The sequence below is a fragment of the Paenibacillus marchantiae genome (assembly GCF_028771845.1).
In the GTDB taxonomy this organism is placed as follows: Bacteria; Bacillota; Bacilli; order Paenibacillales; family Paenibacillaceae; genus Paenibacillus; species Paenibacillus marchantiae.
In genome coordinates this window covers 2,669,517-2,691,823 of sequence record NZ_CP118270.1, presented here as the reverse complement: position 1 = coordinate 2,691,823, position 22,307 = coordinate 2,669,517, and the positions used below count along the sequence as shown (strand labels likewise).

The 22,307-nt window shown below is 44.3% G+C and carries 24 protein-coding genes, 1 tRNA gene, 3 pseudogenes and 1 riboswitch; of the genes and pseudogenes, 8 read left to right on the top strand and 20 right to left on the bottom strand.

Translation table 11 applies throughout. The annotated features are described in order from the left end of the window. Window positions 1-290 precede the first annotated feature (290 nt). The 3 genes and pseudogenes from PTQ21_RS12180 to PTQ21_RS12170 all read left to right on the top strand — a co-directional run bounded on the left by PTQ21_RS12180 (window position 291) and on the right by PTQ21_RS12170 (window position 1,168). Window positions 291-536: a helix-turn-helix domain-containing protein gene (locus PTQ21_RS12180; RefSeq protein WP_274570014.1), complete on the top strand. Its 246-nt coding sequence runs from the start codon at window positions 291-293 to the stop codon at window positions 534-536. 214 nt (window positions 537-750) lie between these two features. Further along, window positions 751-870, top strand: a pseudogene (locus tag PTQ21_RS12175) (excalibur calcium-binding domain-containing protein); the annotation flags it as partial. Then, complete coding sequence (locus PTQ21_RS12170) at window positions 857-1,168, top strand: hypothetical protein (protein WP_274570013.1); 312 nt, start codon at window positions 857-859, stop codon at window positions 1,166-1,168. The pseudogene PTQ21_RS12175 and the gene PTQ21_RS12170, both read left to right, overlap by 14 nt. Window positions 1,169-1,529: 361 nt before the next feature. On the opposite strand, the gene PTQ21_RS12165 is transcribed toward PTQ21_RS12170, so the two are convergent. From PTQ21_RS12165 to PTQ21_RS12115, 11 genes and pseudogenes are all read right to left on the bottom strand, one after another. Next, on the bottom strand, window positions 1,530-2,552 hold the full coding sequence (locus PTQ21_RS12165) for a phage lytic cycle repressor MrpR family protein (protein ID WP_274570012.1): 1,023 nt from the start codon (window positions 2,550-2,552) through the stop codon (window positions 1,530-1,532). Then, a complete protein-coding gene (locus PTQ21_RS12160; RefSeq protein ID WP_274570011.1) occupies window positions 2,545-3,867 on the bottom strand; it encodes a DNA sulfur modification protein DndB in 1,323 nt (440 codons plus the stop codon). The genes PTQ21_RS12165 and PTQ21_RS12160 overlap by 8 nt, the downstream gene beginning before the upstream one ends. A gap of 606 nt (window positions 3,868-4,473) precedes the next feature. Beyond that, on the bottom strand, window positions 4,474-4,653 hold the full coding sequence (locus PTQ21_RS12155) for a hypothetical protein (RefSeq protein WP_274570010.1): 180 nt from the start codon (window positions 4,651-4,653) through the stop codon (window positions 4,474-4,476). A 48-nt stretch (window positions 4,654-4,701) separates the two neighbouring features. Next, window positions 4,702-5,562, bottom strand: a pseudogene (locus PTQ21_RS12150) (CpaF family protein); the annotation flags it as partial. 14 nt (window positions 5,563-5,576) lie between these two features. Beyond that, entirely contained in the window at window positions 5,577-6,800 is a 1,224-nt protein-coding gene (locus PTQ21_RS12145; protein WP_063564417.1) for a nucleotide-binding protein, read from the bottom strand. A 159-nt stretch (window positions 6,801-6,959) separates the two neighbouring features. Beyond that, the gene (locus PTQ21_RS12140; protein WP_274570008.1) at window positions 6,960-7,343 is read right to left on the bottom strand and encodes a VOC family protein; all 384 of its coding nucleotides are present in this window, start codon (window positions 7,341-7,343) and stop codon (window positions 6,960-6,962) included. Between the two features lie 265 nt (window positions 7,344-7,608). After that, window positions 7,609-8,472 (bottom strand): DUF6612 family protein, encoded by an 864-nt coding sequence (locus PTQ21_RS12135; RefSeq protein WP_274570007.1) that lies wholly within the window; start codon window positions 8,470-8,472, stop codon window positions 7,609-7,611. 99 nt (window positions 8,473-8,571) lie between these two features. Continuing rightward, window positions 8,572-8,994 (bottom strand): thiol-disulfide oxidoreductase DCC family protein, encoded by a 423-nt coding sequence (locus PTQ21_RS12130; RefSeq protein ID WP_063564420.1) that lies wholly within the window; start codon window positions 8,992-8,994, stop codon window positions 8,572-8,574. Window positions 8,995-9,137: 143 nt separating this feature from the next. Continuing rightward, window positions 9,138-9,416 carry a hypothetical protein gene (locus PTQ21_RS12125; RefSeq protein ID WP_024629327.1) on the bottom strand — a complete coding sequence of 93 codons (279 nt, stop codon included), beginning with the start codon at window positions 9,414-9,416 and terminating at the stop codon, window positions 9,138-9,140. A gap of 98 nt (window positions 9,417-9,514) precedes the next feature. Next, entirely contained in the window at window positions 9,515-9,760 is a 246-nt protein-coding gene (locus PTQ21_RS12120; RefSeq protein ID WP_024629326.1) for a zinc ribbon domain-containing protein, read from the bottom strand. A 205-nt stretch (window positions 9,761-9,965) separates the two neighbouring features. Then, on the bottom strand, window positions 9,966-10,385 hold the full coding sequence (locus PTQ21_RS12115) for an organic hydroperoxide resistance protein (protein ID WP_063564421.1): 420 nt from the start codon (window positions 10,383-10,385) through the stop codon (window positions 9,966-9,968). A 446-nt stretch (window positions 10,386-10,831) separates the two neighbouring features. On the opposite strand from PTQ21_RS12115, the gene PTQ21_RS12110 reads away from it, so the two are divergent. Beyond that, window positions 10,832-12,127 carry an Nramp family divalent metal transporter gene (locus PTQ21_RS12110; protein WP_063564630.1) on the top strand — a complete coding sequence of 432 codons (1,296 nt, stop codon included), beginning with the start codon at window positions 10,832-10,834 and terminating at the stop codon, window positions 12,125-12,127. A gap of 140 nt (window positions 12,128-12,267) precedes the next feature. Here PTQ21_RS12110 and PTQ21_RS12105 read toward each other — a convergent pair whose 3' ends face one another. Together PTQ21_RS12105 and PTQ21_RS12100 are read right to left on the bottom strand one after the other, a co-directional pair. Continuing rightward, the gene (locus tag PTQ21_RS12105) at window positions 12,268-12,960 is read right to left on the bottom strand and encodes an HAD family hydrolase (RefSeq protein WP_274570006.1); all 693 of its coding nucleotides are present in this window, start codon (window positions 12,958-12,960) and stop codon (window positions 12,268-12,270) included. 165 nt (window positions 12,961-13,125) lie between these two features. Continuing rightward, complete coding sequence (locus PTQ21_RS12100; protein ID WP_228469185.1) at window positions 13,126-13,524, bottom strand: HAD family hydrolase; 399 nt, start codon at window positions 13,522-13,524, stop codon at window positions 13,126-13,128. Window positions 13,525-13,641: 117 nt separating this feature from the next. Continuing rightward, window positions 13,642-13,817: riboswitch (cyclic di-AMP (ydaO/yuaA leader) on the bottom strand. Window positions 13,818-14,169: 352 nt separating this feature from the next. On the opposite strand from PTQ21_RS12100, the pseudogene PTQ21_RS31490 reads away from it, so the two are divergent. Beyond that, window positions 14,170-14,448: pseudogene (locus PTQ21_RS31490) on the top strand (glutathione peroxidase); the annotation flags it as partial. A gap of 128 nt (window positions 14,449-14,576) precedes the next feature. Here PTQ21_RS31490 and PTQ21_RS31485 read toward each other — a convergent pair. Further along, the gene (locus PTQ21_RS31485) at window positions 14,577-14,675 is read right to left on the bottom strand and encodes a hypothetical protein (protein ID WP_420800378.1); all 99 of its coding nucleotides are present in this window, start codon (window positions 14,673-14,675) and stop codon (window positions 14,577-14,579) included. Window positions 14,676-14,813: 138 nt separating this feature from the next. Then, window positions 14,814-14,896: transfer RNA gene (locus PTQ21_RS12090), tRNA-Leu, on the bottom strand. A gap of 421 nt (window positions 14,897-15,317) precedes the next feature. On the opposite strand from PTQ21_RS12090, the gene PTQ21_RS12085 reads away from it, so the two are divergent. The 3 genes from PTQ21_RS12085 to PTQ21_RS12075 all read left to right on the top strand — a co-directional run bounded on the left by PTQ21_RS12085 (window position 15,318) and on the right by PTQ21_RS12075 (window position 17,181). Then, window positions 15,318-16,019 carry an urease accessory protein UreF gene (locus tag PTQ21_RS12085; RefSeq protein WP_274570005.1) on the top strand — a complete coding sequence of 234 codons (702 nt, stop codon included), beginning with the start codon at window positions 15,318-15,320 and terminating at the stop codon, window positions 16,017-16,019. 277 nt (window positions 16,020-16,296) lie between these two features. After that, the gene (locus tag PTQ21_RS12080; protein ID WP_063564423.1) at window positions 16,297-16,500 is read left to right on the top strand and encodes a hypothetical protein; all 204 of its coding nucleotides are present in this window, start codon (window positions 16,297-16,299) and stop codon (window positions 16,498-16,500) included. Window positions 16,501-16,527: 27 nt separating this feature from the next. Continuing rightward, entirely contained in the window at window positions 16,528-17,181 is a 654-nt protein-coding gene (locus PTQ21_RS12075; protein ID WP_063564424.1) for a nitrogen regulation protein NR(II), read from the top strand. Window positions 17,182-17,206: 25 nt separating this feature from the next. Here PTQ21_RS12075 and urtE read toward each other — a convergent pair whose 3' ends face one another. The 5 genes from urtE to urtA all read right to left on the bottom strand — a co-directional run bounded on the left by urtE (window position 17,207) and on the right by urtA (window position 22,070). Then, the gene (urtE, locus tag PTQ21_RS12070) at window positions 17,207-17,902 is read right to left on the bottom strand and encodes an urea ABC transporter ATP-binding subunit UrtE (RefSeq protein ID WP_063564425.1); all 696 of its coding nucleotides are present in this window, start codon (window positions 17,900-17,902) and stop codon (window positions 17,207-17,209) included. Further along, window positions 17,880-18,689: an urea ABC transporter ATP-binding protein UrtD gene (gene urtD, locus PTQ21_RS12065; protein ID WP_072734291.1), complete on the bottom strand. Its 810-nt coding sequence runs from the start codon at window positions 18,687-18,689 to the stop codon at window positions 17,880-17,882. Before urtD ends, urtE begins: the two co-directional genes overlap by 23 nt. Beyond that, entirely contained in the window at window positions 18,652-19,746 is a 1,095-nt protein-coding gene (gene urtC, locus PTQ21_RS12060) for an urea ABC transporter permease subunit UrtC (protein WP_072734292.1), read from the bottom strand. Before urtC ends, urtD begins: the two co-directional genes overlap by 38 nt. 18 nt (window positions 19,747-19,764) lie before the next feature. Next, window positions 19,765-20,670 carry an urea ABC transporter permease subunit UrtB gene (urtB, locus tag PTQ21_RS12055; protein ID WP_072734293.1) on the bottom strand — a complete coding sequence of 302 codons (906 nt, stop codon included), beginning with the start codon at window positions 20,668-20,670 and terminating at the stop codon, window positions 19,765-19,767. A gap of 149 nt (window positions 20,671-20,819) precedes the next feature. Continuing rightward, window positions 20,820-22,070 carry an urea ABC transporter substrate-binding protein gene (urtA, locus tag PTQ21_RS12050; protein WP_274570004.1) on the bottom strand — a complete coding sequence of 417 codons (1,251 nt, stop codon included), beginning with the start codon at window positions 22,068-22,070 and terminating at the stop codon, window positions 20,820-20,822. Window positions 22,071-22,307: the final 237 nt, after the last annotated feature.

Here is a 22,307-nt window from a genome sequence, read left to right as displayed (position 1 = left end):
GTATGTGTATCGCACCTTCCTAATTGAATTCACTTTTCGCAAAGTACGTAATTGTTATCTGTAGTTGTTACACGAATATTCGTTACAGTATATTGTTGCTTGGTGTGGTTCCTATTCGAAAATCGAAATTCAAGTTCCGGTACAATGTTGCGCTTATTTGATGTACAATGTGTATACAAGTGTTAACGTTTGATATTTACAATTTGATTCCCATAAGCGAATAATGATCTCCTCTACATAATATTCGCTTAAACGAATCATGTCAACTGTTTTTTAGGGGGAATCTTTAGTTGCACGTTTTGAAAATTAAACTTAAAGATGTACTAAAACAACGAAACGTTACTCAAAGACAATTAGAAAGCATGTCTGGAGTTAATCAAGCTAGGATATCTCAACTCTGTAAGCCGGGCAGACAAGAAATCAACTTAGGTATTCTTGAAAAAATAGCCGCTGCTCTAAATATCACAGATATATCTGAACTGATCCAGTTTGAAGAAGTATCGGATACACAACATAATGAATCTACATCAAATTAAGAACTCTGAATAAGGGTTCTTTTTACTTTACTTTTCAGTCAAAGGAAATATGTAGTACCCCCCATATATTTTTGGTAAACTATCTTTGCAACTTACATAAACATTGAAGGAGTATCAAAGTATGAAAAAGAAATTAGTTTTTACTGTGTTAGCTACGATTTTGGTTGCAAACGTATTAGTAATAGCTGTACCTAAAGCTGAAGCAAAAAAAGTGTATTACAAGAATTGTACTGCTGTGAGAAAGGCTGGCAAAGCTCCTCTATACAAAGGTGAGCCAGGATATCGTAAGGCATTGGATAGAGACGGGGATGGTGTTGCATGTGAGAAAAAATAACCTAACTAAAATTGTCAACGCCTTAATCTGTTTCTCTGTAATTACTACTGTAACTACGGTTCCTGCCCTTCAACCTAAAGTAGAAGCTGCTGATAAAAAGGAGAGCACCGCATTAGAAAAGTTGGCATATTATCAAAAACAAATTAAGAAAATTAAAGGTTCGATTGCTAATTTGAAAAAGCAAAGAGCTAAACTTGCTAAAAGTTCTCCTGAATACATAGCGAGCCTTAAGAAAGAAAGAGATTATCTTAAAAAACTAATATATTATTCAAATTTGATCATAGAACTAGGTGACTAATTACATCGGCACTCCTTTTGGGGTGCTTTTTGTTTGTCCACTTTATATGTGGGGATGTTCAACATCAGACACTAACTTGGTATATATCAAGGGTTATACTAAATTTTCGTGGAAGCTTTAAAATTTCTGGTGGCCATTTTGTCCGGCAGAAACTAAACTACCTACCTGATTTTCGTGCAGGTCGCTTCCTCAGAATTGAGGAGACATATTCCCCACTTGGAGAACATGGTCAGCCCACAATCTGTTGGGGAGTCATTATAATGATCCCTATTCATGGGCAAGGGGACGAAATCTGACTGCTTCGAGTTACTTATTGTAGCAAACAAAAAGGTGACATCAAGTGCCACCCCATGCGATCAATTTATTCCAATCCATATAATAATTCAAGGTTCTCCATGTTCAAGAAATCCTTTTTCAATCTAGCGTAAACATAACCTCCATCACGTGTACGTCCTACATTATAACGTTCACAAATAGCATAATATTCCTCTTTACCAAGTTTACCACTTTCTTTATACAGTTCATGTGCCGTATACAACATCCCGCTGTTTCTGATATTTGTAGGCGTTAAAGTAGGAACTTGATACAGCTCTGATATCTTCTTTATTCTTCTATTGATCAATGCAGAAGCTGCTGGTACATTACCCTCCACCTTTGTACGTGCGTCAGCCGCGCCACGAACTATGTAGTCCGTTTTAGTAAGATAGTTTTTGTTGTTTCTCATGCCTTCAAACTCTAATCCATTATTCTTGAAATTGACCTCTTCATTGTTGGCAATTCTCATAATGTTATAAAGTTTGTTTGAGATGGGTATTACTCTTGATTCTTTACTGCCATCTGATGATTCATTGAATAATTCAACTTCATAACTCAACGTATCGCTACTAACTTCTCTTACTCTGTCCATTTTAAGGGTCAAAAGTTCACTGTATTGTCTGCCATATATGCCTTCAGATATTCCGAGTATGGCAAGTTTATCTTGATGATTTATGCACTCATCCACCCAATCCATGATGTCATCGTGAGAGAATAATGTAGGCTCACTTGTATCTAGAAATTGCCTATAAAATTCATCAGAACTAACAGCATCAAGAGGATTAATATTGTCTGTACGTAAATCTTGCTCTATAGCCCATCTTATATAATTTTGTATTATGATTCCTGTAGCAGTGATTGTAGTCATCTTTGTGGACTTTAAAAGAAGGAGTACCTGTTTAATCTCGCCCAAGTTAAAATCATATAGATCACGACCTAATTTAGCTTCAATACTCGAAGCTCTCTTGAGTACACGTCCATATGAGATTCTCGCTGCTTGACTCTGATTTTTCAAGTATCTTTCTTTCACGGCTGAATTGTAGAAGGACTCATCATAGATTTTATTCACTTTGTACACCTCTGAATGCAGAGTCAAAATACTTGATAAGATCTTCACGTATACGCTTGTTTCCGGTTAATGTCTTCTTTTTATTGAGCAAATCTAATAATTCTTCATCTTCTAGATTAATGCTGTGAATGTAATGGGATAATTTCTGTAAAGGAATCTTATTCTCATACATGTAATGGGATAAAACAATGTATCCTATAAACATTAGAGGGTGGCTCATAATGTGATTAACTCGTATTTTTACACTTATTGAGAATTCATTTGGATAACTTCCAACTAAATAAGTAACGAACTCCACTAAATAATCTGATGTTTGTAGCACATCGAATTGTCTTTCCAGTATGAACACTTTATCTATTGTATAAGAAAGGATATCAAAAGTAGTGAGTTCTCCAACTAAATCACTTACTTTGTTAGATGATGCAATCTGTTTCCCGATTTCAGACTTACGTTGCAGATTTGCCACTACTTTATCAGACAATCTTTCTTGAGCTAATTCTTCTCTTCTTTCCCTCTGTAGCACGTTAACTGTATTAATCTGACCAAAGTATCTTTGAGCTGTATCATGGTCGTATGATCTTATAGATAATATCAACTCCAAGTCTAAGTGTGGATTGGTTTGTAGAGCAACCACACCTCCTTGTAAGCGATGGAATCCATCGAGAATAGATATAACAGCGCCCTCGTTTAATGTCAGTGTGTTGGACTCCTCATTGTACGTGACAGGGTCTACTTCACTTGAGAATACATTAAGAGTGATCATATCTTCAAAATAACTGTTGGATGCCATTTTATCAGCGATCCTTTTAACGCTGGCCTTATTTACAATAGGAGTCCTTACTATACCTCCTGATTTGTTTGTCTTATATTTAGCACCACGTTGTGTTTCATCGTCATAAATAATTAACTGGCTATCGTACAACTTGACTAAGTTTTGAATTGAAATCTTAGTAATGAAGCTATCAAATTTAATCTTTGTACATTCCTCAAAATGGATAGGCAAACTAATTCTTTCTTGAACTGATTGGCTAAGAATATCCTCAGCTTCACTGATTTCTCGCTTACCAAAATATCTATCTGGGTCTAATTGTTGATCCTCTGTAACTGTGTATAACGTCTTAGTCAGGCCATAAAGTAATGGAACATCTAAATCGGAAACAGACTCCACATTAGATAGGATTGAATCAATCTCTTCAACTGGAACATTTAATTCGATAAGTTGAATCTGTATTTGGTGCTTTAATTTTTTAGTTTTAAGAACTACTTCAAGATGAGTCAAAAGGATTTGTTCAACTTCTGTTCTATCTATCTTCATATGTATATTCACTCCTTATACACAGTATAGCACCTGTCAAAATGATTTTAAACGTAATGATACGTATAGGTTGTAAATCAAATGGTTGGTAGAAGTTGACGTGGTGTTAACAAACTATAGGGTGTCAACTGATGACAGCACGGTAGTAAACGTTGCATTTTCTAAATTCGGAACCAAAGTGTCACCCGTGACACGATTGTATAGGGATAGATTTAGTTGTGCTGGAGTTTAAAAGTAGGACATATAGTTTGAGGGCAAATAAAAAACAGCCGTGTGAGGCTGTCTAGGCTGTTTCATATCGTTTTATGTAGTACATGCAATAAATTGAAAAGGCTAATACAATCAGTGCAATTACTATATTGGTTGGATCAATTACTACACGTTGCAATTTCTCAAGTGTCTCGAATCCCATCGTTTGAAATCCTAAGCTGGGATCAGAGTATTTAGTAGCTGGTTTAATTTTGAAAATGATTGTTGATGATAAAAAAATTAGCGATGCAAGAGTAATTCCAGACATAATTTTGAATAAAGTACGATATCCCAAATTCACATTTCTCCCTCTATGTTGTGATCAGGAATATTATACCATAAACGCGAACGTACTTTCTACTTTGACCAAAACTCACATGATTCCCTTCCAAAGTAATTACCGTTTACTTTGACTGTAAAATCATTGTGGGATGTGATCACTCCCTCTTCTTTTTCACTATTAAACAATACAACTATTGGTCGTTTAAAGTTCATATATCGTTCGAAATCTTCTGTTGTAGCAAGCATTTTTCTCATATTCTAGTCTCCTTTTTAATTCATATCCATTTATATAGCCGTGTTATGCAACATATCCAGCGCTTCTGCCCCCCGCACCTCACCAATGACAATTCGATTTGGACGCATCCGCAAGGATGACTTGATCAGATCACGAATAGATATTTGCCCCTTGCCTTCGGTATTGGCATTACGCGTCTCCAGCGATACCAGATTGGGTACCGTGACAATCTGTAATTCAGCAGAGTCCTCAATCGTGATGATCCGTTCATCCGCCGGGATAAACTGAGATAATGCATTTAGGAAAGTAGTTTTCCCCGACCCGGTTCCGCCGCCGATAAAAATATTGTATTTGCTGCGTACCAACTGCTGCAGCAATTCTGCCGCTTTCTCATGCAGGGCACCTTTACCAATCAGATCGGACATCTTCATCGGTTCACTTGGGAATTTCCGAATCGTCATAGTCGGACCCTTCAATGCAATAGGAGGCAACACGATATTGACCCGAGAGCCGTCTTTCAACCGCGCATCCACGATTGGAGAAGACTCATTCACAATCCGGTTCACCCCGGATACAATCATCTGGATAATGTCTTCCAGTCGTTCCCTGGACTCGAACTCCAGCGTGATCTGTCTGACTTCACCTTCCTGCTCAACGAATATCTCCCGGTGGCTGTTAATCATAATCTCCGTAATTTCGGGATGATCCACCAAGGGTTGCAGAATATCCAGCCCTCGAAAGGAGTCGAATAACCGTTGTACCAGCGTATGACGCTCCCCGGAGGTCAGATCATCCAGTTTCGGGTCAGAAAGTACTTTACGCTCGATTCCCTGCCACAGTTCTTCGTCTCCCGCAGAAGAAGTTAAATCCAGGCCTTCCCTGACCTCACGACGCATGATCTGAAACTGCTCTTCACGGTCCAGTATCATCTTGGATGAATCCATCACAGTGACCACCCATCACCCTTCTGGATTCGTCCTGTCTGCTTCAGTTCTTCTTCCCCATCCTGTACGATCATGGCGCATAGCCTCTTCACTTCGCGTTGAAAAATCGGTGAGCTGAGCATCACTTCCTCCTGACTCAGCTGCTTCCAGGAAGGGATATACGGCAGCACTCCATCCAAATGCAGATCAGATCTTGGCAAAGCATTGATGACGCTGTCCCGATACTTGTTGACAATGAAGCGGGCACGATCCAGTACACTTTCATGCAGATCCGGCCACGTACGCTCCATGTGCTGAATCCATTGACCCCAGCGGTGCATGGAAGAGATGTCATCCTCCACCAGCCACACGAATGCATCGGCAGCATCGAAAATCCCCTCACTGCGTCCATCCCAACCTGAGTCCCCATCCAGAATGAGCACATCATATTGCCCGCAGTCCGCCAAATACCGAATAAGGCTCTTCGTATCCTCACGGGACATTTGCAGCAATTCCTTCCGATTCGATAATGGCCAGAATACATCCGACTTCAGCACTTCGTGACGAAGTACATATCCGTCCACCCCTTTGGAGGAAGACTGTGCTTGTCCCTGTTTGCCCGATTCCTTCCTGCCCACCTTCAAATCGTAAAGAAGACGTGACAGCCCTGTTTCTGCATCGAGTGTACGCTGCCCACTTCTAGACAGACCTTTCTCCAGAAACGGCATCGAGCTATCTAACGTCTCCAGATTGAGATACAGAACAGCATATCCTGCAAGCCCAAGCTGCTTCGCCATATGCATCGCCACCGCAGTTTTGCCACTCCCGCCGGAAGCTGATACAACTCCAATAGAAAGTGTCTCCTGTCCTGGACGATGGGTTTTCTTCCGACGCGGCTGCCGACAAGCATTAAGAACAGCATCCATCAGCGTAGGCAATGGTTGATATTTCATCAGCCGTTTATCCTCATCCACCTCATCTAATCCTTCACTAAGCATCAACCATGGAATACCCGAGGTTTCGCCACCGTGACTCAGCCAGCTGTTCAGAAATTCCGGTTCCGCAATCACCAGATCCGGCAGTTCCCTGCCTTCCTGTTCGTTCATGTGATCCCTGAACGCTTCCCATTGTGAAAAGGCGGTAAACCGTATACTGGAGCCGGACGGGCTGCCTTGTACAAAATCAAGCCAGGCGCTGATATACTCTCTGTCTTTAGAAGCCAGCACTGCCTTAAGCACAATCACTTCTTCTCCCCTCCCTGAAAAAAAGCACAAAAAAGCACCGTCCAATAACCGCAAGAATAAGCAGTGTATGGACGGTGCTTCCGTCACGTGCTATGAATGTATGGATAATATAGCATACAATTTCTGGAGGAGCAAGGGATTTATTCAAACGCAAATCACTCAAGAATGATAAGGTGCATCAAACTCAATAATATTGCGGTCAGGATCAAGTACAAAAATCTGTGCAAACCCGGCAACACTATCTGGTCTTGCCTCATATTCAATTCCCTGCTGTTCCAGCCAGGCCAAAGTCTCCTTGTAACTCTTCACCCAGATCGCAAAATGTCCATCTGTTGTATCGATCCCTGCCTCACGAAGAGTGTGTCCCTGCGGGTGCTGTAACAGATGAAGCTGTTGACTACCAAGGGCATACCAGGTGCCTGTGGAGTTGAAAGGCGGACGTTCAATCTCTTGCATGCGGAGCAAACCGGAATAAAATTTTTTCGCAACTTCCAAATCACGTACAGCCAGACTCACATGATGTATATGTGCATATTCAATCATTTCTTTGACCTCCTGCCTGAAATAGCCTTCCTTCAACTTCCCATCAACTCTAAATTCAATCGCTTACACGACTATACTATAACACCTTGGACTCTAACCACAACGCATACAAAAAAAAAAAAAACACCCCTGATTGAATTCAGCGAACCTGTCGGTTCACACAAATTCATATCAGAAGTGCCTTCTCCAGAATATCCACATCATAGCAGCTTTACCAGGCTAACTTCTCATCAGAGAGAATCATACCTGCTTATCCGAACGCTTTTTATTTAGCACTATCCAATGCTTCTTGCGGGATCTTGATCTCTTTCACGCCATTATGGTTAGAGAACGTACTGGTCATCTTCATGTCCATCGAGATTTTCTGTCCTTCCTGCTCCATATTCATAACCATGTTGACATCCGTACTTGCAGGCAGGTAGGTTTCTTTGTTGATCATATATTTCATTTTCATGCTGGTAATATTCATTTGATCAAGCATCGCTTGAGTTTGGGCATCCGATCCATTTTGCTCCATAACCGCTTTGGCCAGTTCCTTCACGTTATCACCGGATACGTCAGCGTTAATGACGTAGTTGTCGCCTTCTTCCGTAATTTTGGTGTCTTCGGCAATCTTTTTGAATTGCTCCAGCTCACCTTCCGGATTCATGCTTGCCTTCATCTGCTCAATCAGTGGTTTCGTTTGTTCGTCAGGAATTTTGACCCACTGCTCTCCCACCTGTGAATAAATGTTATCCGAAGTGATGTACTGCTTCACATTCTGTGCTTCCTGTCCGGACATTTCCATTTTCATCTCCTGATAGATTATCATCGGATCTTTGATGATATCCATCTTCAGTGATGTTTTCACCTGTTGATCCTGGGACTGCTCACCAGCCACCAGTTTCAAATTTTGATCGATATTGGCTTCCGTAGTGAAGCTTTTCATATCTTTAGTAGCTGCATTCGTTTTCTCAATTAACTCGTCCAATGTAGGGATCTTTGTCTCCTGCTCCGCAGTTGTATTCCCCTCGTTAGACGTTTCGTTTCCAGCTGGCGGCGTTGCTGTACTGTTATCTGCATCGCTACTGCAAGCTGTCATGCTTACTGCTAATAATGCCCCAATAATTAATGTAGTCCACTTCTTCAAGTTATTTGCCTCCCAAAATAGAGTTGATCCGTACTCATTACCCAATTATTTCCGTTATTAATCAATCGTCACCGATAAAATATGTCACACTTCAGCCTTTCAAAGGAATCGATCCTTAATTTCAGGTGTAGGCAGCATGCACGCTTCATCTTTACCGAACCAGCGATATCGGTTGCGAGCTACAGTGTTATATATGGCATTTCGAATAAATTTCGGTACAATAATCAACACGTACAATAATGGATAAGGGAATTTCAAACCTTTGGCCAGACGCAGCGCTGCGGTTGAACGTGTATAATATTTTCCATCCTCAATGAGTACAAAAGTATCCATGCTGTCCGTGGACAGATTGCCCTTCTCCAGCAATTTTTTCGCTACATCCGATTGGAGTGATGCAAAATGATATTTCCCCTCAGGGTCACGCTTGATAATCCACTTCGTTAATCCTTGGCAGAAATGACAGACTCCGTCCACAAGCACAATCGGGTGTCCCTGATGCTGATCCGTTTGATTTACTGTCATAATCGCGGCCTCCTCATGTGTGCTATTAGCATAACTTACCCGTTTTGAGTCATCTCGGTCGCTTTTTCACATTTTATTTAAGTATAACGGAAAATAGAAAAAGAGCGCAGGCTCTATGCCCACGCTCGTATCTGTTTTGGCAATTACTCGGCAATTGCCTTTTCCATCCATTGGTCGTCGATCATCTGTTGGTGCAGGTCACCAGCCCACTGGTCCATGCATTTGCAAATGAAATCTTTGCGACATACCGGACAAGGTGTTTTCTGTAGACGGCTGATATTGGTCAGCTTCCATTCCGGGGAATGGGAGTAGAATACACGGCATTGTGTACCGTCTACCAATTTCATTTTAAATTCATACAATCCGTCTTCCTTGTTGCCACTAGCTAATTCTAAATTTGCAATACGCGGTCTATAAGACATGGATATCACCTGTTAATTCAAATTTGGTTCATGCATTGACACTTCTTAGTACTAAATCATATTAAAGAAATTTTAGTTCGATGTCAACTCACGCACATTTACCCACCAAATAGAATATCAAGAATGGTACCCACCTGACCCTGTTTTTTCCCTTTCAACACATCCGGATCGAATACTTCTACATATCCACAGGAAGAACAGGCGACGAAGAGATAATGATTGTGCTGAATATCAAACATTTTGCTAAGTCCTGCTCCTGACATGGATACTTCCTTAATATTGCAATCCGTACCCCTGCATTTGGTACATACAAATCGTCGTTCTATCATCTCTTCAATACTCATTGTCGTTCCCCCTTATTCGAATGTATGACTTCAAGCAAGAGTAGATTATGTAAAATAGTACGCTGTTCAACATGCAATCTCCTGCATCTCATCTGTATTATAAAATACAAAACCCTGCCGAAGGCCAGCAGGGTCTTGTACTCGAACATCAGGTATCCAAAGATACCCTGCTCTATATGTTCCCTTTACTCCTACGAGTCAGGTCTTAAACTACATTAAGTACCACATCAATATTGCCGCGTGTTGCTTTGGAGTAAGGACAGAAATCATGTGCCTTGCGTGCAAGATCCTCTGCTTGACTGTGATCCACGCCAGGCATGCTCACATCCAAACGTACAGACAGTTGGAAACCATCATCTGCCGGATCTTTGCCGATGGATACATTACTTGTGACCACCACATTCTCCAATTTCACGCCTGCTTTGCGTGCCACATTGGCAAGAGCACTTTCATAACATGCACCGTATCCCGCTGCAAAGAGCTGCTCAGGATTGGTTCCTTCACCACCGGAGCCTCCAAGTTCTTTTGGCATTTTCAGATCATGCTTGAGCACGCCATCCGAAGAAGCCACCGAACCTGTACGTCCACCTTTAACTGTCGCTGTTGCTGTATATAAAGCTTCCATTAAGAATCTCTCCTTCACCTTTAAGTTTTTTGTTGCCTACAATTCAATTTAAACTTCTGGCTCATTTTGAAACGTTGTTGCTCCTTATTCAGCTTTTACATCTTTATCTTTTTCATGCATTGGGGATGAACACAGGTAATTTATCCAGGGTTGGGTAATATACTAAGGCACAATTCACTCTCCGGTAAATTTTGTCCTCATACACAAAAGTTGCACTAGACAAAAATAATTGAAGGAGTACAATGTAAGTATCAACATAAACGTTTAGACATATGTGAAGTCGTTTAATTACGCTTTTAAGATTTTGGTTTCAATGTTCCAATTTAATCAAAGGAATGACACCGTTCCTCTTCATATAGAATATCAATACTTCAAAGTCGGGTGATTATATTATGAGTAAAAAAAATCCGTTCACCACTCCTTCAAATGAGCCATTGGCTGCGGGCATGGCCCCATCTCTCGGGGAAGCCCACAGCTCCATGAAGGTGCCTCAAAACGCTGCTTGGTGGAAAAAGTTCCTTGCTTTTGTTGGACCGGGTTACCTCGTTGCCGTTGGATATATGGATCCTGGGAACTGGGCAACGGATATTGCGGGTGGTTCACAATTCGGTTATACGTTATTGTCCGTTATTCTGATTTCGAACTTAATGGCAGTTGTGTTACAGTCTCTCGCTGGCAAGCTCGGGATTGTCACAGGACGGGATTTGGCGCAAGCCTGCCGCGAACGATTCAGCATGCCTGTTGTGATCGTATTATGGATTTTGTGTGAGCTTGCGATTGCAGCCACTGACCTTGCCGAGGTTATTGGTTCAGCCATCGCGCTCAAGCTGCTGTTCAACATCCCCATGTTATACGGCGTCATTATTACCGCTGTCGATGTACTGGTCATTCTTTTGCTGCAAAATAAAGGCTTTCGCGCATTGGAATCCCTCGTAATTGTACTAATGGCTACCATCGCCCTCTGCTTCGGGATTGACCTGTTTCTCGCTAAACCAGATATGGGTGGCGTCATGCATGGTTTCGTACCGAATGTCGAGATTTTGCAAAATCCGGCTATGCTCTACATCGCCATCGGGATTATCGGTGCAACCGTCATGCCCCATAATCTGTATCTGCATTCTTCCATTGTGCAGACCCGTCAGATTGAACAGACGCCAAAAGGAAAAAAAGAAGCGATTCTGTATTCCACCATGGATTCAACCATCGCTTTAACGCTAGCTCTGTTCATTAATGCAGCCATCCTGATTGTGTCTGCTGCCGTGTTTCATAGTGCGGGTATGACCCAGGTGGCGGAAATTACAGATGCTTACCATCTGTTGACACCTCTGCTGGGAACCACCATCGCTAGCATCCTGTTCGGTGTAGCCCTGCTGGCTTCAGGCCAAAACTCAACACTCACCGGCACGTTGTCCGGACAGATTGTAATGGAAGGCTTCCTGAACATTCGTATTCCAGCGTGGCTTCGTCGACTGGTTACACGTCTGATCGCTATCATCCCGGCCGTCATCGTAACAGCCATTGCTGGAGAGCACGGAACAGAAGAACTGTTGATTCTTAGCCAGGTTGTGCTGTCTCTGCAGCTACCCTTTGCCGTCATTCCGCTGGTAATGTTTACGAGTGACAAAAAAAGCATGGGGGCTTTTGCCAACAAGCTGTGGCTCAAAATCATCTCCTGGATCATTGCCGGAGTTATCGTTGTCCTGAATGTGTATCTGATTATCCAGACCATTCTGTTGTTCTAGGTTAAACGGAATTACGCCGTATTTTGTCTAACTCAAAAAGGCTGATCAACTCAAGTAACGTACCCCTTGAGACGATCAGCCTTTTATATGTTAGAGCAGCAGCCTAATTATACCGAATAGTTCATAAATACTGCTCTTATTTAGTTGTCTGAATTTTGAGTTACCATTAACAAAGGAAGAAGTTCCTCCAGTGATTCAATAGTCCAGTCTGGACGCTCTGCATCCGCAAGCTCCGGCTGGAATCTGCCATAACCCTGCAAAATCCGGATCGTGTGCATACCCAGCTTCTTAGCCGGAATAATATCATTATCAATCCTGTCGCCGATCATGACCGCTTCCTCAGGTTTGCATCCCGCCTGTTTCAACGCTACAGCATACAATTCAGGATCAGGCTTGGACACTCCTTCTTCAGCCGAACAGGCCAGCACATCCACATACTTGCGCAAGCCGTAGCTATCCAGCCGATTTTCCGTCCCCGGACTCTGATTGGCAATGATACCAATCTTATAGTTTTGCGACAACGTCTGGAGAACAGCGTCGGCTGACGCGAAGGGGCGCTCAAGCTCTTTGCGGAACTTCAGCTTCTCCTGTATCTGTTCCCGGTGCCCCTCGTCGCTGATAAGGGTACGAATAGCCAATTTCATCGGCCATTGCTCGTAATTTCGGTAGGAGGCGGCAAATATATCTCGCACCGTCTGCATCTCCACCTGATAACCAAGCGCACAAGCTTCACGAACGAACTGACCGATAATATCATCTACCGGCTCCCATTCGTCCACGAGCGTATCCCCCACATCAAAGAACAACCATTGTATTCCACGTACATCCGGCACGCCTATTCCTCCTCGTTAGCCACAGGAAATCCATATCCCTATTTCCCAAACCATAAAAAAGAAGACCCACCAACATGCATGAGTCTCCTCAAGTTTCCGTTTATTTATGATTTCAATTATAACAGGCAGCTGACACTGGATCAATCACAGGAATAGTACTAGCCACTAGCCATTCAGTAGAAACCCAACTTCCCCATTCAAGGAATATACAATACGGTCTGCTCCCATTCCCCGATAGATCCCTTTGGGGTGGCTTTGTTCCGTAATGACACACAGGGACTTGGATGTCCAGGAGCGGCAGATCTGTAAATATCGACAGGTCAGGTTTAGGCTATTTTCAAAAATAAAAACATTGCCGACACTACCTTGCGGCAAAAACCATTTCTGAGCAGCAGCTGTGTTCATGCGAATGACATGCTCCACACCGATTCTCCGGAGCCTGCGCTCTTCCCCTGCACTGTTGGTCAGAACGGCAAACGGCATTTTTTTGTACATCAGCAATTTGATAAATTTACGTCCTGCTTCATTTGGAGCAGTCACTAAGATCATCTCTTTATCCATCATTCGTTCCTCCCTTGGCGTGAAAAGACAACAAAAAAGAAGCGTGGGGGACCAAGGCCTCCCGGACGCTTCTTCAATAATCCATAGCAAAAAGACACTATGAACCAGCGTACGGCTTGTTGCCTCTCCCTTTAACGCTTACGAGGTTAGCTGACGGATTCGGGCGCGAGAGTCGCCCTATTTCCGGCTGTCACCGGAAAATTCACCCCATGGATGCCTACTGTCCTGGACAGTTCATCCTGTTGGTTCCCCCGTTTCCCACCCATGAATGAATGGAAACTCAGCGATTAAAACATCGTTCTTTTATAATCATTAATCAGAGCGATATTATCGTTTGTTTCGTTTTTCATGTAAAATTTAATTTAAATTGGAATTACGATATGAATCATACACCCGTGCCATATTGGTGTAAAGTCTGCGCAGATCACCGAATCGACGGATTTTTGCCATTTCACATCAATAATAGCGCTTACAACGTATCCATTCTCTACCCATCTCATCAAAGCTCTCTAATTCTCTCTTTAGCGAAATTCAGGTAGCAAATCAGTCACAGATCATACACGACAGCTTCAAATTGAGTTAAAAAAGCAATATTAATTTTGCATTATTTAATTGTAATCAATATAATAGAAGAAAGAAGAATATGAAATGGAGGCGATTTTCATGTCAGTCTACGACTACAAAGTAAACACCCTTCGCGGTCAGGAAGTTGAAATGTCCAACTATCGTGACAAAGTACTGCTTATCGTGAATACAGCAAGCCAATGCGGCCTCACACCTCAATTCAAAGGTCTGCAAGAGCTTCAGGATAAGTTTAAAGACTCCCCATTCGAAGTTCTTGGTTTTCCAAGCAACCAGTTTGCACAGGAAAAAGGCTCTTCTGATGATATTGCCGAGTTCTGCCAGATGAACTATGGTGTTAGCTTCCCGATGTTTGAGAAGATCGATGTGAATGGTTCAAGCGCTCACCCTCTTTTCCAGCACCTTACCAAAGAAGCGCCAGGCGTACTCGGCTCCAAAGCCATTAAATGGAACTTCACCAAATTCCTTGTGGATCAGAACGGACGTGTTCTGAAACGGTATGCTCCCAAAACAACACCTGATAAAATTGAAGCGGACATCAAAGAATTGCTTAAATAACAAGTAAAGGCCATCCGACCCAGCAGACAGAATGAGCATGCATTCAGGGGAAACGGGTGACCTTTTTTTTGTCTGGCCCATCTGTACTGTAAATAAAACAAAAAAAGAAGAAGCTTCCCATACGGGAAGCTTCTTCTTTATCGTTCTTATGATGCGGTCGAGAGGACTCGAACCTCCACGGGTATACACCCACTACCCCCTCAAGATAGCGTGTCTGCCATTCCACCACGACCGCATGTCGTAAATAATCGGCAACAAAATTGATTATACCCGGTTCATGTTTAAAAGTAAAGCATTTTTCTTAATATCATTTTAACTGCGCTTTTCCTTCCATAAATCGTATAATCTCGTCATTTTCTCCTACGAAGTGCATATGATTAAATTTGATCTCGTTTGTATACCCGATTAGGCCGATCACTCTACTTTATTTGTATTACCATCCTTCACATCCTCTTAGTATAAAGTAACTCATAAAGTTATATAAAATAACACTAAATAGATTTAATATTCAAAAAACAAAGAAACTATTGACAAAAAGCGGATATTTATGTGAATATATATATCATATAATTCGGATTTACAAACATAAAGCGAACCAAAAAGGAGTATAAATGTTATTTAACATAACATTTAACGAACGTAGGAGGCGAAAGATTGTGAACCGTGGGAATAAGCTGCTCGATTATGTCAAACTGCTTGATTCCTCTATCCAGGTCGGAGGGTTCACCCATTCCTTCGGTATGGATGCCCATATCGCTGAAGGTACCATTCGTAGTGTTGAAGATCTCGAATCATTCATGCGCTGTCAATTGCATCCCAGCATCGTGCGTCTGGAAGGTATGGCGATTAAAGGCATATACACCGCCGCAGATCACAAGGACGCATGGCGTACAGCCCTCATCGACAAACTCGTTCATGTCCAGCGCACCCCAGTCAATCTTAGAGAACATGCCTCCATTATGGGCAAACGACTAATTAAGCTAGCTCGCGCACTACACCCCTGGATTGATTTTAGCCATCTCGAACAAACGCTGGCTAAGTATGAATCTGTTGGCTGTCTCCCCACTGTTCACGCCTGGATTAACCACCACCTCGAAATCCCTGTCGAGGAGGCGGTCCTTGGTTATCTGCATTCAGCCATGAGTGCCTGCATAACCGAAGCCTCCAAAGTGATTCCCCTTAACACCGATACAACCCAGGACCTGCTGGTTCGCCTGGCCGCAGACCTGGAGCATGAATGGCATACCGTCAGCGCCTCCGCTGCGGATGGACTGGTACAACCAACCTCATCGTCCATGAAAACGTTGTTTCCAAGCTTTCACATGCTTGGAGCAGGGCTTCACGCATACAGAGCCTAATTCCCATCCCCTTTTTCTTCACACAACCCATCTCCTCACACAGTAAAATATAAAAAAACACGCCGCAACCTCATTGCTGGCGTGTTTTTTATGTCATTTATTTTGTCTATTTAACGCATTTACGCCATTTAACATATTAAAATACACTTATTTACGTCTTTTTTAATTGTTAGATGACGCAAATACGTATATAATAAAACATACAGCTCGCATATCTATATATTTTACACCAAGAATAACCAGCTGAACACTACATTCCAACGAGGGGTGAACCCTTTTGAACAAAAAGAAACCTGTGACTCCTTTCGGATGGGCCATTAAACGACGACTAACCGAACTCCAGGTCGACCAAAAGACATTTTGTGAACAGTATGGCATTCCGCCATATCGTCTGTCCAATCTCATTCACGGTACCCGCAAAGCAACCCGGTTCAGGAACCAGGTCGCAGACATCTTGGAAATTCCAGATGATTTAAGATAAGATTTCTGCCAAGGAGGAGCTCATTTCATGAGATACTTAATATCCGATCTGGAGAGATTATCGTTCCAGTCCATTCAACACCAACTTATCATCGTCGATCACAACTGGATCATTCGAAGCTGCAACACCGCTTGGCAACATGGACTTGGGCAACTGCTTCCCAAACAGAGCGTAACAAGCCCCTCCAGAACAGCACCTGAACCGCCTCATTACCTTCATCTTGTAGAGGGGTGGACATTACGCGAGGAGAAAGCAAAAAATGCGAAGATTGTTCAGGAGTTGAAAAGTATCACTGCACCTTTTAAAGACAGTTATACATACGATATCTCCGTTCAAACTGCTCACAGCGAACAGCGATGGTTCCGTATGGAACTCACCCCATTGATTCAGGCCGACCCATCCCTGCTGTCTGATCTTGCACTGATTGCACACACGGATGTTACCGAACAGAAACAGACAGAACGCCAATTGAAGAAGGCTCTGTCTGAAGTGCGCACTTTGCGTGGACTGCTTCCCATCTGCGCTGTCTGCAAACAGATTAAGGATGAACAGGACAGCTGGAACTCTGTTGAAAGTTATTTGGAGAAGCACACCCATGCCGAATTCACTCATGATATCTGCCCGGATTGCATCCGAAGACTATATCCGAAGTACTCCAACATTCTGGACAAGCGCTCCTGAACTCTTCCTACGCCATGAACCTTAGCTACACAGACAGATGGTGCTCAAACTGCGACATATCCAGCTCTCGCGGTGCTCCTTGCAGTGCAATTACCCCTTTGTCCATTACATAGATATAATCTGCAGCACCGCGTACAAAATCAATGCTTTGCTCCACCAGCAAGATGGAGATCTCACCCTTTGCCTTAATTTGCAAAATAACCTGCCGGATGTCCTCTACGATGGAAGGCTGAATACCTTCTGTCGGTTCATCCAGAAGCAATAATCCAGGCCGAGAAGCCAGCGCGCGGGCAAATGCCAACTGCTGTTGCTGCCCACCACTCAAATCACCACCCTGCCGCCCATACATCGTGGCAAGCACCGGAAACATCGCTAGCACATCCTCTGGAAACGTCTTCACCCCTGCAGCACTCGTCTCCAGACCCAGCAACAGATTTTCTTTTACCGTAAGCTGCGGGAATATTTCCCGCCCCTGCGGCACATATCCAATCCCCGACCTGGCCCGTTTGGCCGGATCGTGGGTGGATAATTCCTGACCTTTCCACTGAATACTTCCCTTGCGCGTTTTAAGAAGCCCCATCAACGTCTTCATCAAGGTGGTTTTCCCTACACCATTACGCCCCATCAGGCATACTACCTGACCTGGCTCGACATCCAGATTCACACCGCGCAGCACATTACTTTCCCCATAGCCGGACTCAATTCGTTGCAGCGACAGCATGGTCATCCCTCCTTTTGCCCAGGTACACTTCAGCCACTCTCGGATCTTCCTGCACTTCCGCCATCGTACCTTCCTTAAGAAGTTTGCCTTCATGCATCACCGTCACTTTGGCTGCATACTCGCGGACGAATTCCATATCATGCTCCACTACCACAACAGACCTTTCTCGCGCAATCTCCTGCAGTAGGCGACCCGTCTTGTGTGTTTCTTCGTCCGTCATCCCCGCTGCCGGTTCATCCAGCAGCAATACACGGGGTTCCTGCAGCAGTAGCATGCCAATCTCAAGCCACTGCTTTTCCCCATGTGATAGAGCACCTGCACGTGCGTCCACACGGTCCTGCAGACCAACCTGGAGCGTAATCTGCTCCATTGCCGGACTTATTTTTGAATACCGTTGAATACCCAGAGCCTGTAAAGGAGAACGACGAGTCTCCGCAGCCAGCGTCAGGTTCTCCTGCACGGTCAGACCAGCAAAGATCGATGGAGCCTGGAACTTGCGCCCTACCCCTTTTCGAGCAATCTGGTGCTCCTTCAGACGTGTCAGATCCGTACCATCCGCCATCTTCACTGTACCGGACAAGGGCTTGGTTTTGCCGCAAATCACATCCAGCATCGTTGTTTTTCCAGCACCATTGGGGCCGATCAGAAAATGCAGATCATGTTCATGCAGCTTCAGATCCATACCTTTGACCGCAACAAAACCGCCAAATGCCACCGTGATTTCCTCGGCGACCAGAACTACCGGAACGTCAGTAGACTTTTGGTTTTTCCTGACTGACTGGAACATGCACAACCTCTCCTCTCCGTTTCAGCAAGCGCACCACATGACGATATACACCAACAAGTCCATTCGGCATGAACAAGACCACTGTTACAAAGAGCCCACCAATGACAAACAACCAACCTTCCGGATAAGCTTCACTGATGCCCGTTTTGGCTGCGTTCAGTACCACAGCTCCGATTACCGCACCAATCAGCGTCCCACGCCCTCCCAAGGCAACCCATAATACCATTTCAATTGATGGCACGATTCCCATCATGGAAGGTGAGATGATCCCTACCTGGAGCACAAATAACATACCTGCGATTCCCGCCAACGCTCCGGAAAGGGCGAAAGCCAGCGTCTTGAACCCTGCCGGGTCATAGCCAAGAAAGCGAACCCGATTCTCCCCATCCCGCGCAGCTTCAAGCACCTGACCAAACCTGCTGTTCACAACCCGGCGACAAAGCAGGTAGGCGAGCACCAGAACGGCAAGCGTTATATAGTAGAGAGCAATCGTTGTCCCTGCCGAATGAAGGGTAAAACCAAAGATCGCGTTATATCCCGTTATACCATTGGTCCCTCCCGTCCATTCCTGTTTGCCCACAAATAACGTTACGGTAATGAGGACTAACGCTTGGGTCAGGATTGTAAAATACACACCGGTGATCCGGTTACGGAACGTGAACCACCCCAGGGCAAAGGCCAGCAATGCCGGAAGGGCAATGCCCAGCAATAGCGCCACTGGGAATGACCTGAACGGCTCCCAGAACCACGGCAGACCACTAAGACCACTCCATCCCATAAAGTCTGGAAGTGTTGTACCGCTGGCTTGCAGCTTCAGATACATCGCCATGGCGTACCCACCAAGTCCGAAGAATACACCATGGCCCAGACTAAGCACCCCTCCATATCCCCAGATCAAATCCAGACCGATCGCCAGAATGGCCAGTGCCAGGAATTTCGCCAATAGACTAAGCCGGAATTCCGTGGAAATGAGTGGAGCCAGACACATCATGATCAGGACAACCGCCCAGATGATCTTCATTTTCAGACTACCCGTCTTGAGAAGTGCCGACATCATATAACCCCCTTCTTCGCATTAATCCAGACTCCGAGTCCGTATGGCAACGAGCCCACGCGGCTTCCATTGCAGAAAAGCTACTATACAGACAAATACCAGCACCTTACCGATAGAGGCTGAGGTATACGTTTCAAATAACGTATTGAACATGCCAATTCCAAGCGCACCACACACGGTTCCCACCAGTTTCCCCACACCGCCCAGTACAACCACCATGAACGCATCTACGATATAATACGTCCCCAGCGAAGGGCCAATCGGGCCAATGAGTGTCAATGCACATCCAGCGATGCCGGCAATGCCCGAACCAATCGCAAAGGTCATGCCATCCACCCGTCTGGTGGAAATCCCGAGACAGCCCGCCATGCTTCGATTTTGCATCACGGCCCTCATCCGTCTCCCGGAAGAAGTCCGATAGATGTACAGATACATGCACAGCAGTACAACAGAAACCAGCGCGATAATGAAAAGACGTTTATACGGAAACACAATACCGTCCGCTATGGTCAGACCTCCGTTGAGCCAAGCCGGACTGGATACCCCTACATTTGGCGCCCCAAATATCGTTCGGGCCAATTGTTGCAGCATCATGCCTACGCCCCATGTAGCAAGCAGACTATCGAGCGGCCTCCCATACAGATGCCTGATCAGCACCACTTCCAGCAACCAGCCTATAAGAGCCGCCACACCAAAGGCGATAGGCAGAGCCACAATAAAGTAGACATCGAACCACGCTTGCGGAGCATACGAAATGAACAGGTTTTGCGTCACATATGTAGCGTAAGCACCGATCATGATCAATTCACCATGAGCCATATTAATGACATTCATCAATCCAAATGTAACCGCGAGTCCCAATGCAATCAGCAGCAAGATGGAGCTGATGCTTAACCCATTGAACATTTGCAGGACAAACATATCCATCGCCTTTCCCTCCTCATGCTGTGAACATCTGAAATTTTATACAAGACATCAATTTTCGTTTCGCATCAACGCTTTACCGTGATGTTGTAAGAGGGTGTGTTGTCTCACCCTCGTCTGTTATTCAGCAGTTCTGACGTGAGATTCCCATGCTATTTGGCACTAAGGGAAGCGCCCCAATCGTACGTTTTCAGATACGGATCAGGTTTGACGGGTGCTCCGGAGTTCCACAATTCCTTGAACTGTCCATCTTCCTGCACTTCACCAATCCGCACCGTTTTGTAGATATGCTGGTTCTCTCCATCCACCGTCACTTTTCCTTCCGGCGCATCGAATTCCAGACCTTTGGCTGCCTCCTTCACTTTTTCAACATCAGTTGATCCGGCTTTTTCCACGGCTGCTTTCCACAGATAAACGGCCACATATCCCGCTTCAATCGGATCGGCCGTCACCCGGTCAGCTCCATATTTTTCTTTATATTTCTCTACAAATGTTTTATTTTCAGATGTATCTGTAGTCTGATAATAGTTCCAGGAGGCCAAATGCCCTTTCAGTACATCCGCACCAATCCCCCGAATTTCTTCCTCCGCCACACTCACTGACAGAGTTGTCAACTGTTCGGAAGAGATCCCGGCATCCTTTAATTGTTTGAAAAAGGCGACATTGCTGTCTCCGTTCAGCGTGTTGTATACAATATCCGGCTTGGCAGCCTTGATTTTGCTGATAATTGTACTGTAATCCGTATGTCCCAGCGGTGTATATTCTTCCCCTACAACTTCGCCACCCTCAGCTGCCAGCTGGGCTTTGATGACCTGATTGGCCGTTTTTGGGAAAACATAATCGGAACCAAGCAGATAAAACTTCTTGCCCCTGTTCTCCAGCAACCAGGTTACGGATGGAACGATCTGCTGATTCGTTGTGGCTCCTGTATAAAAAATGTTGGGGGACGATTCCAATCCTTCATATTGCACCGGGTAAAACAACAGACCCTTGTTTTGTTCAAACACCGGAAGCATCGCCTTCCTACTCGCAGAGGTCCATCCGCCGAATACAGCAGCTACTTTATCCTGTTGCAGCAACTTCCCTGCTTTCTCCGCAAATGTAGGCCAATCGGAAGCTCCGTCCTCAACCACAGGCTCGATCTGTTTACCCAGAACTCCGCCCGCTGCATTAATCTCTTCAATGGCAAGCATCTCCGCATCCTTAACCGACACTTCACTGATTGCCATCGTTCCACTTAGGGAGTGAAGAACACCTACCTTAATCGGTTCTCCGGACGAAGTTGATTCTCCCGCCCCATCGGAGCCCGATGCCTCCGGCGGCGTTCCACCCTCCACACATCCTGTCAACGCAATGACCGCACCGAGCAAAACACTCCATAACTTGACCGTCCTCTTCTTCAATAGCCTACACTCCCTTTTTTTAGTCTATTGACGAACATTAAGGTCATATATGTCCGAAATGTTCGTTGATCCAAATTATGGAGGGTCACACTCACCGTGTCAATAATGCTTACACAATTTTATTTTATGCATACTCATTTCATGCATGCTGCTAATATAATCGGAACCATATTGACAAAGGGCCCACCCTGTGTGAGTATATTTAACATATAACATGATCCATGACGACATAGACTA

Bases quoted from the DNA above. Each gene is read 5' to 3' on its own strand.
- urtE (WP_063564425.1), bottom strand. From the start codon at position 17,902: ATGCTGTCGCTGCAACGAATTGAGTCCGGCTATGGGGAAAGTAATGTG.
- PTQ21_RS12140 (WP_274570008.1), bottom strand. From the start codon at position 7,343: ATGATTGAATATGCACATATACATCATGTGAGTCTGGCTGTACGTGAT.
- PTQ21_RS12125 (WP_024629327.1), bottom strand. From the start codon at position 9,416: ATGTCTTATAGACCGCGTATTGCAAATTTAGAATTAGCTAGTGGCAAC.
- PTQ21_RS12075 (WP_063564424.1), top strand. From the start codon at position 16,528: ATGAGATACTTAATATCCGATCTGGAGAGATTATCGTTCCAGTCCATT.
- PTQ21_RS12110 (WP_063564630.1), top strand. From the start codon at position 10,832: ATGGCCCCATCTCTCGGGGAAGCCCACAGCTCCATGAAGGTGCCTCAA.
- PTQ21_RS12155 (WP_274570010.1), bottom strand. From the start codon at position 4,653: ATGAGAAAAATGCTTGCTACAACAGAAGATTTCGAACGATATATGAAC.
- urtB (WP_072734293.1), bottom strand. From the start codon at position 20,670: ATGGATATGTTTGTCCTGCAAATGTTCAATGGGTTAAGCATCAGCTCC.
- PTQ21_RS12115 (WP_063564421.1), bottom strand. From the start codon at position 10,385: ATGGAAGCTTTATATACAGCAACAGCGACAGTTAAAGGTGGACGTACA.
- urtC (WP_072734292.1), bottom strand. From the start codon at position 19,746: ATGATGTCGGCACTTCTCAAGACGGGTAGTCTGAAAATGAAGATCATC.
- PTQ21_RS31485 (WP_420800378.1), bottom strand. From the start codon at position 14,675: ATGGCCTTTACTTGTTATTTAAGCAATTCTTTGATGTCCGCTTCAATT.
- urtD (WP_072734291.1), bottom strand. From the start codon at position 18,689: ATGTTCCAGTCAGTCAGGAAAAACCAAAAGTCTACTGACGTTCCGGTA.
- PTQ21_RS12130 (WP_063564420.1), bottom strand. From the start codon at position 8,994: ATGACAGTAAATCAAACGGATCAGCATCAGGGACACCCGATTGTGCTT.
- PTQ21_RS12160 (WP_274570011.1), bottom strand. From the start codon at position 3,867: ATGAAGATAGATAGAACAGAAGTTGAACAAATCCTTTTGACTCATCTT.
- PTQ21_RS12100 (WP_228469185.1), bottom strand. From the start codon at position 13,524: ATGATGGATAAAGAGATGATCTTAGTGACTGCTCCAAATGAAGCAGGA.
- PTQ21_RS12120 (WP_024629326.1), bottom strand. From the start codon at position 9,760: ATGAGTATTGAAGAGATGATAGAACGACGATTTGTATGTACCAAATGC.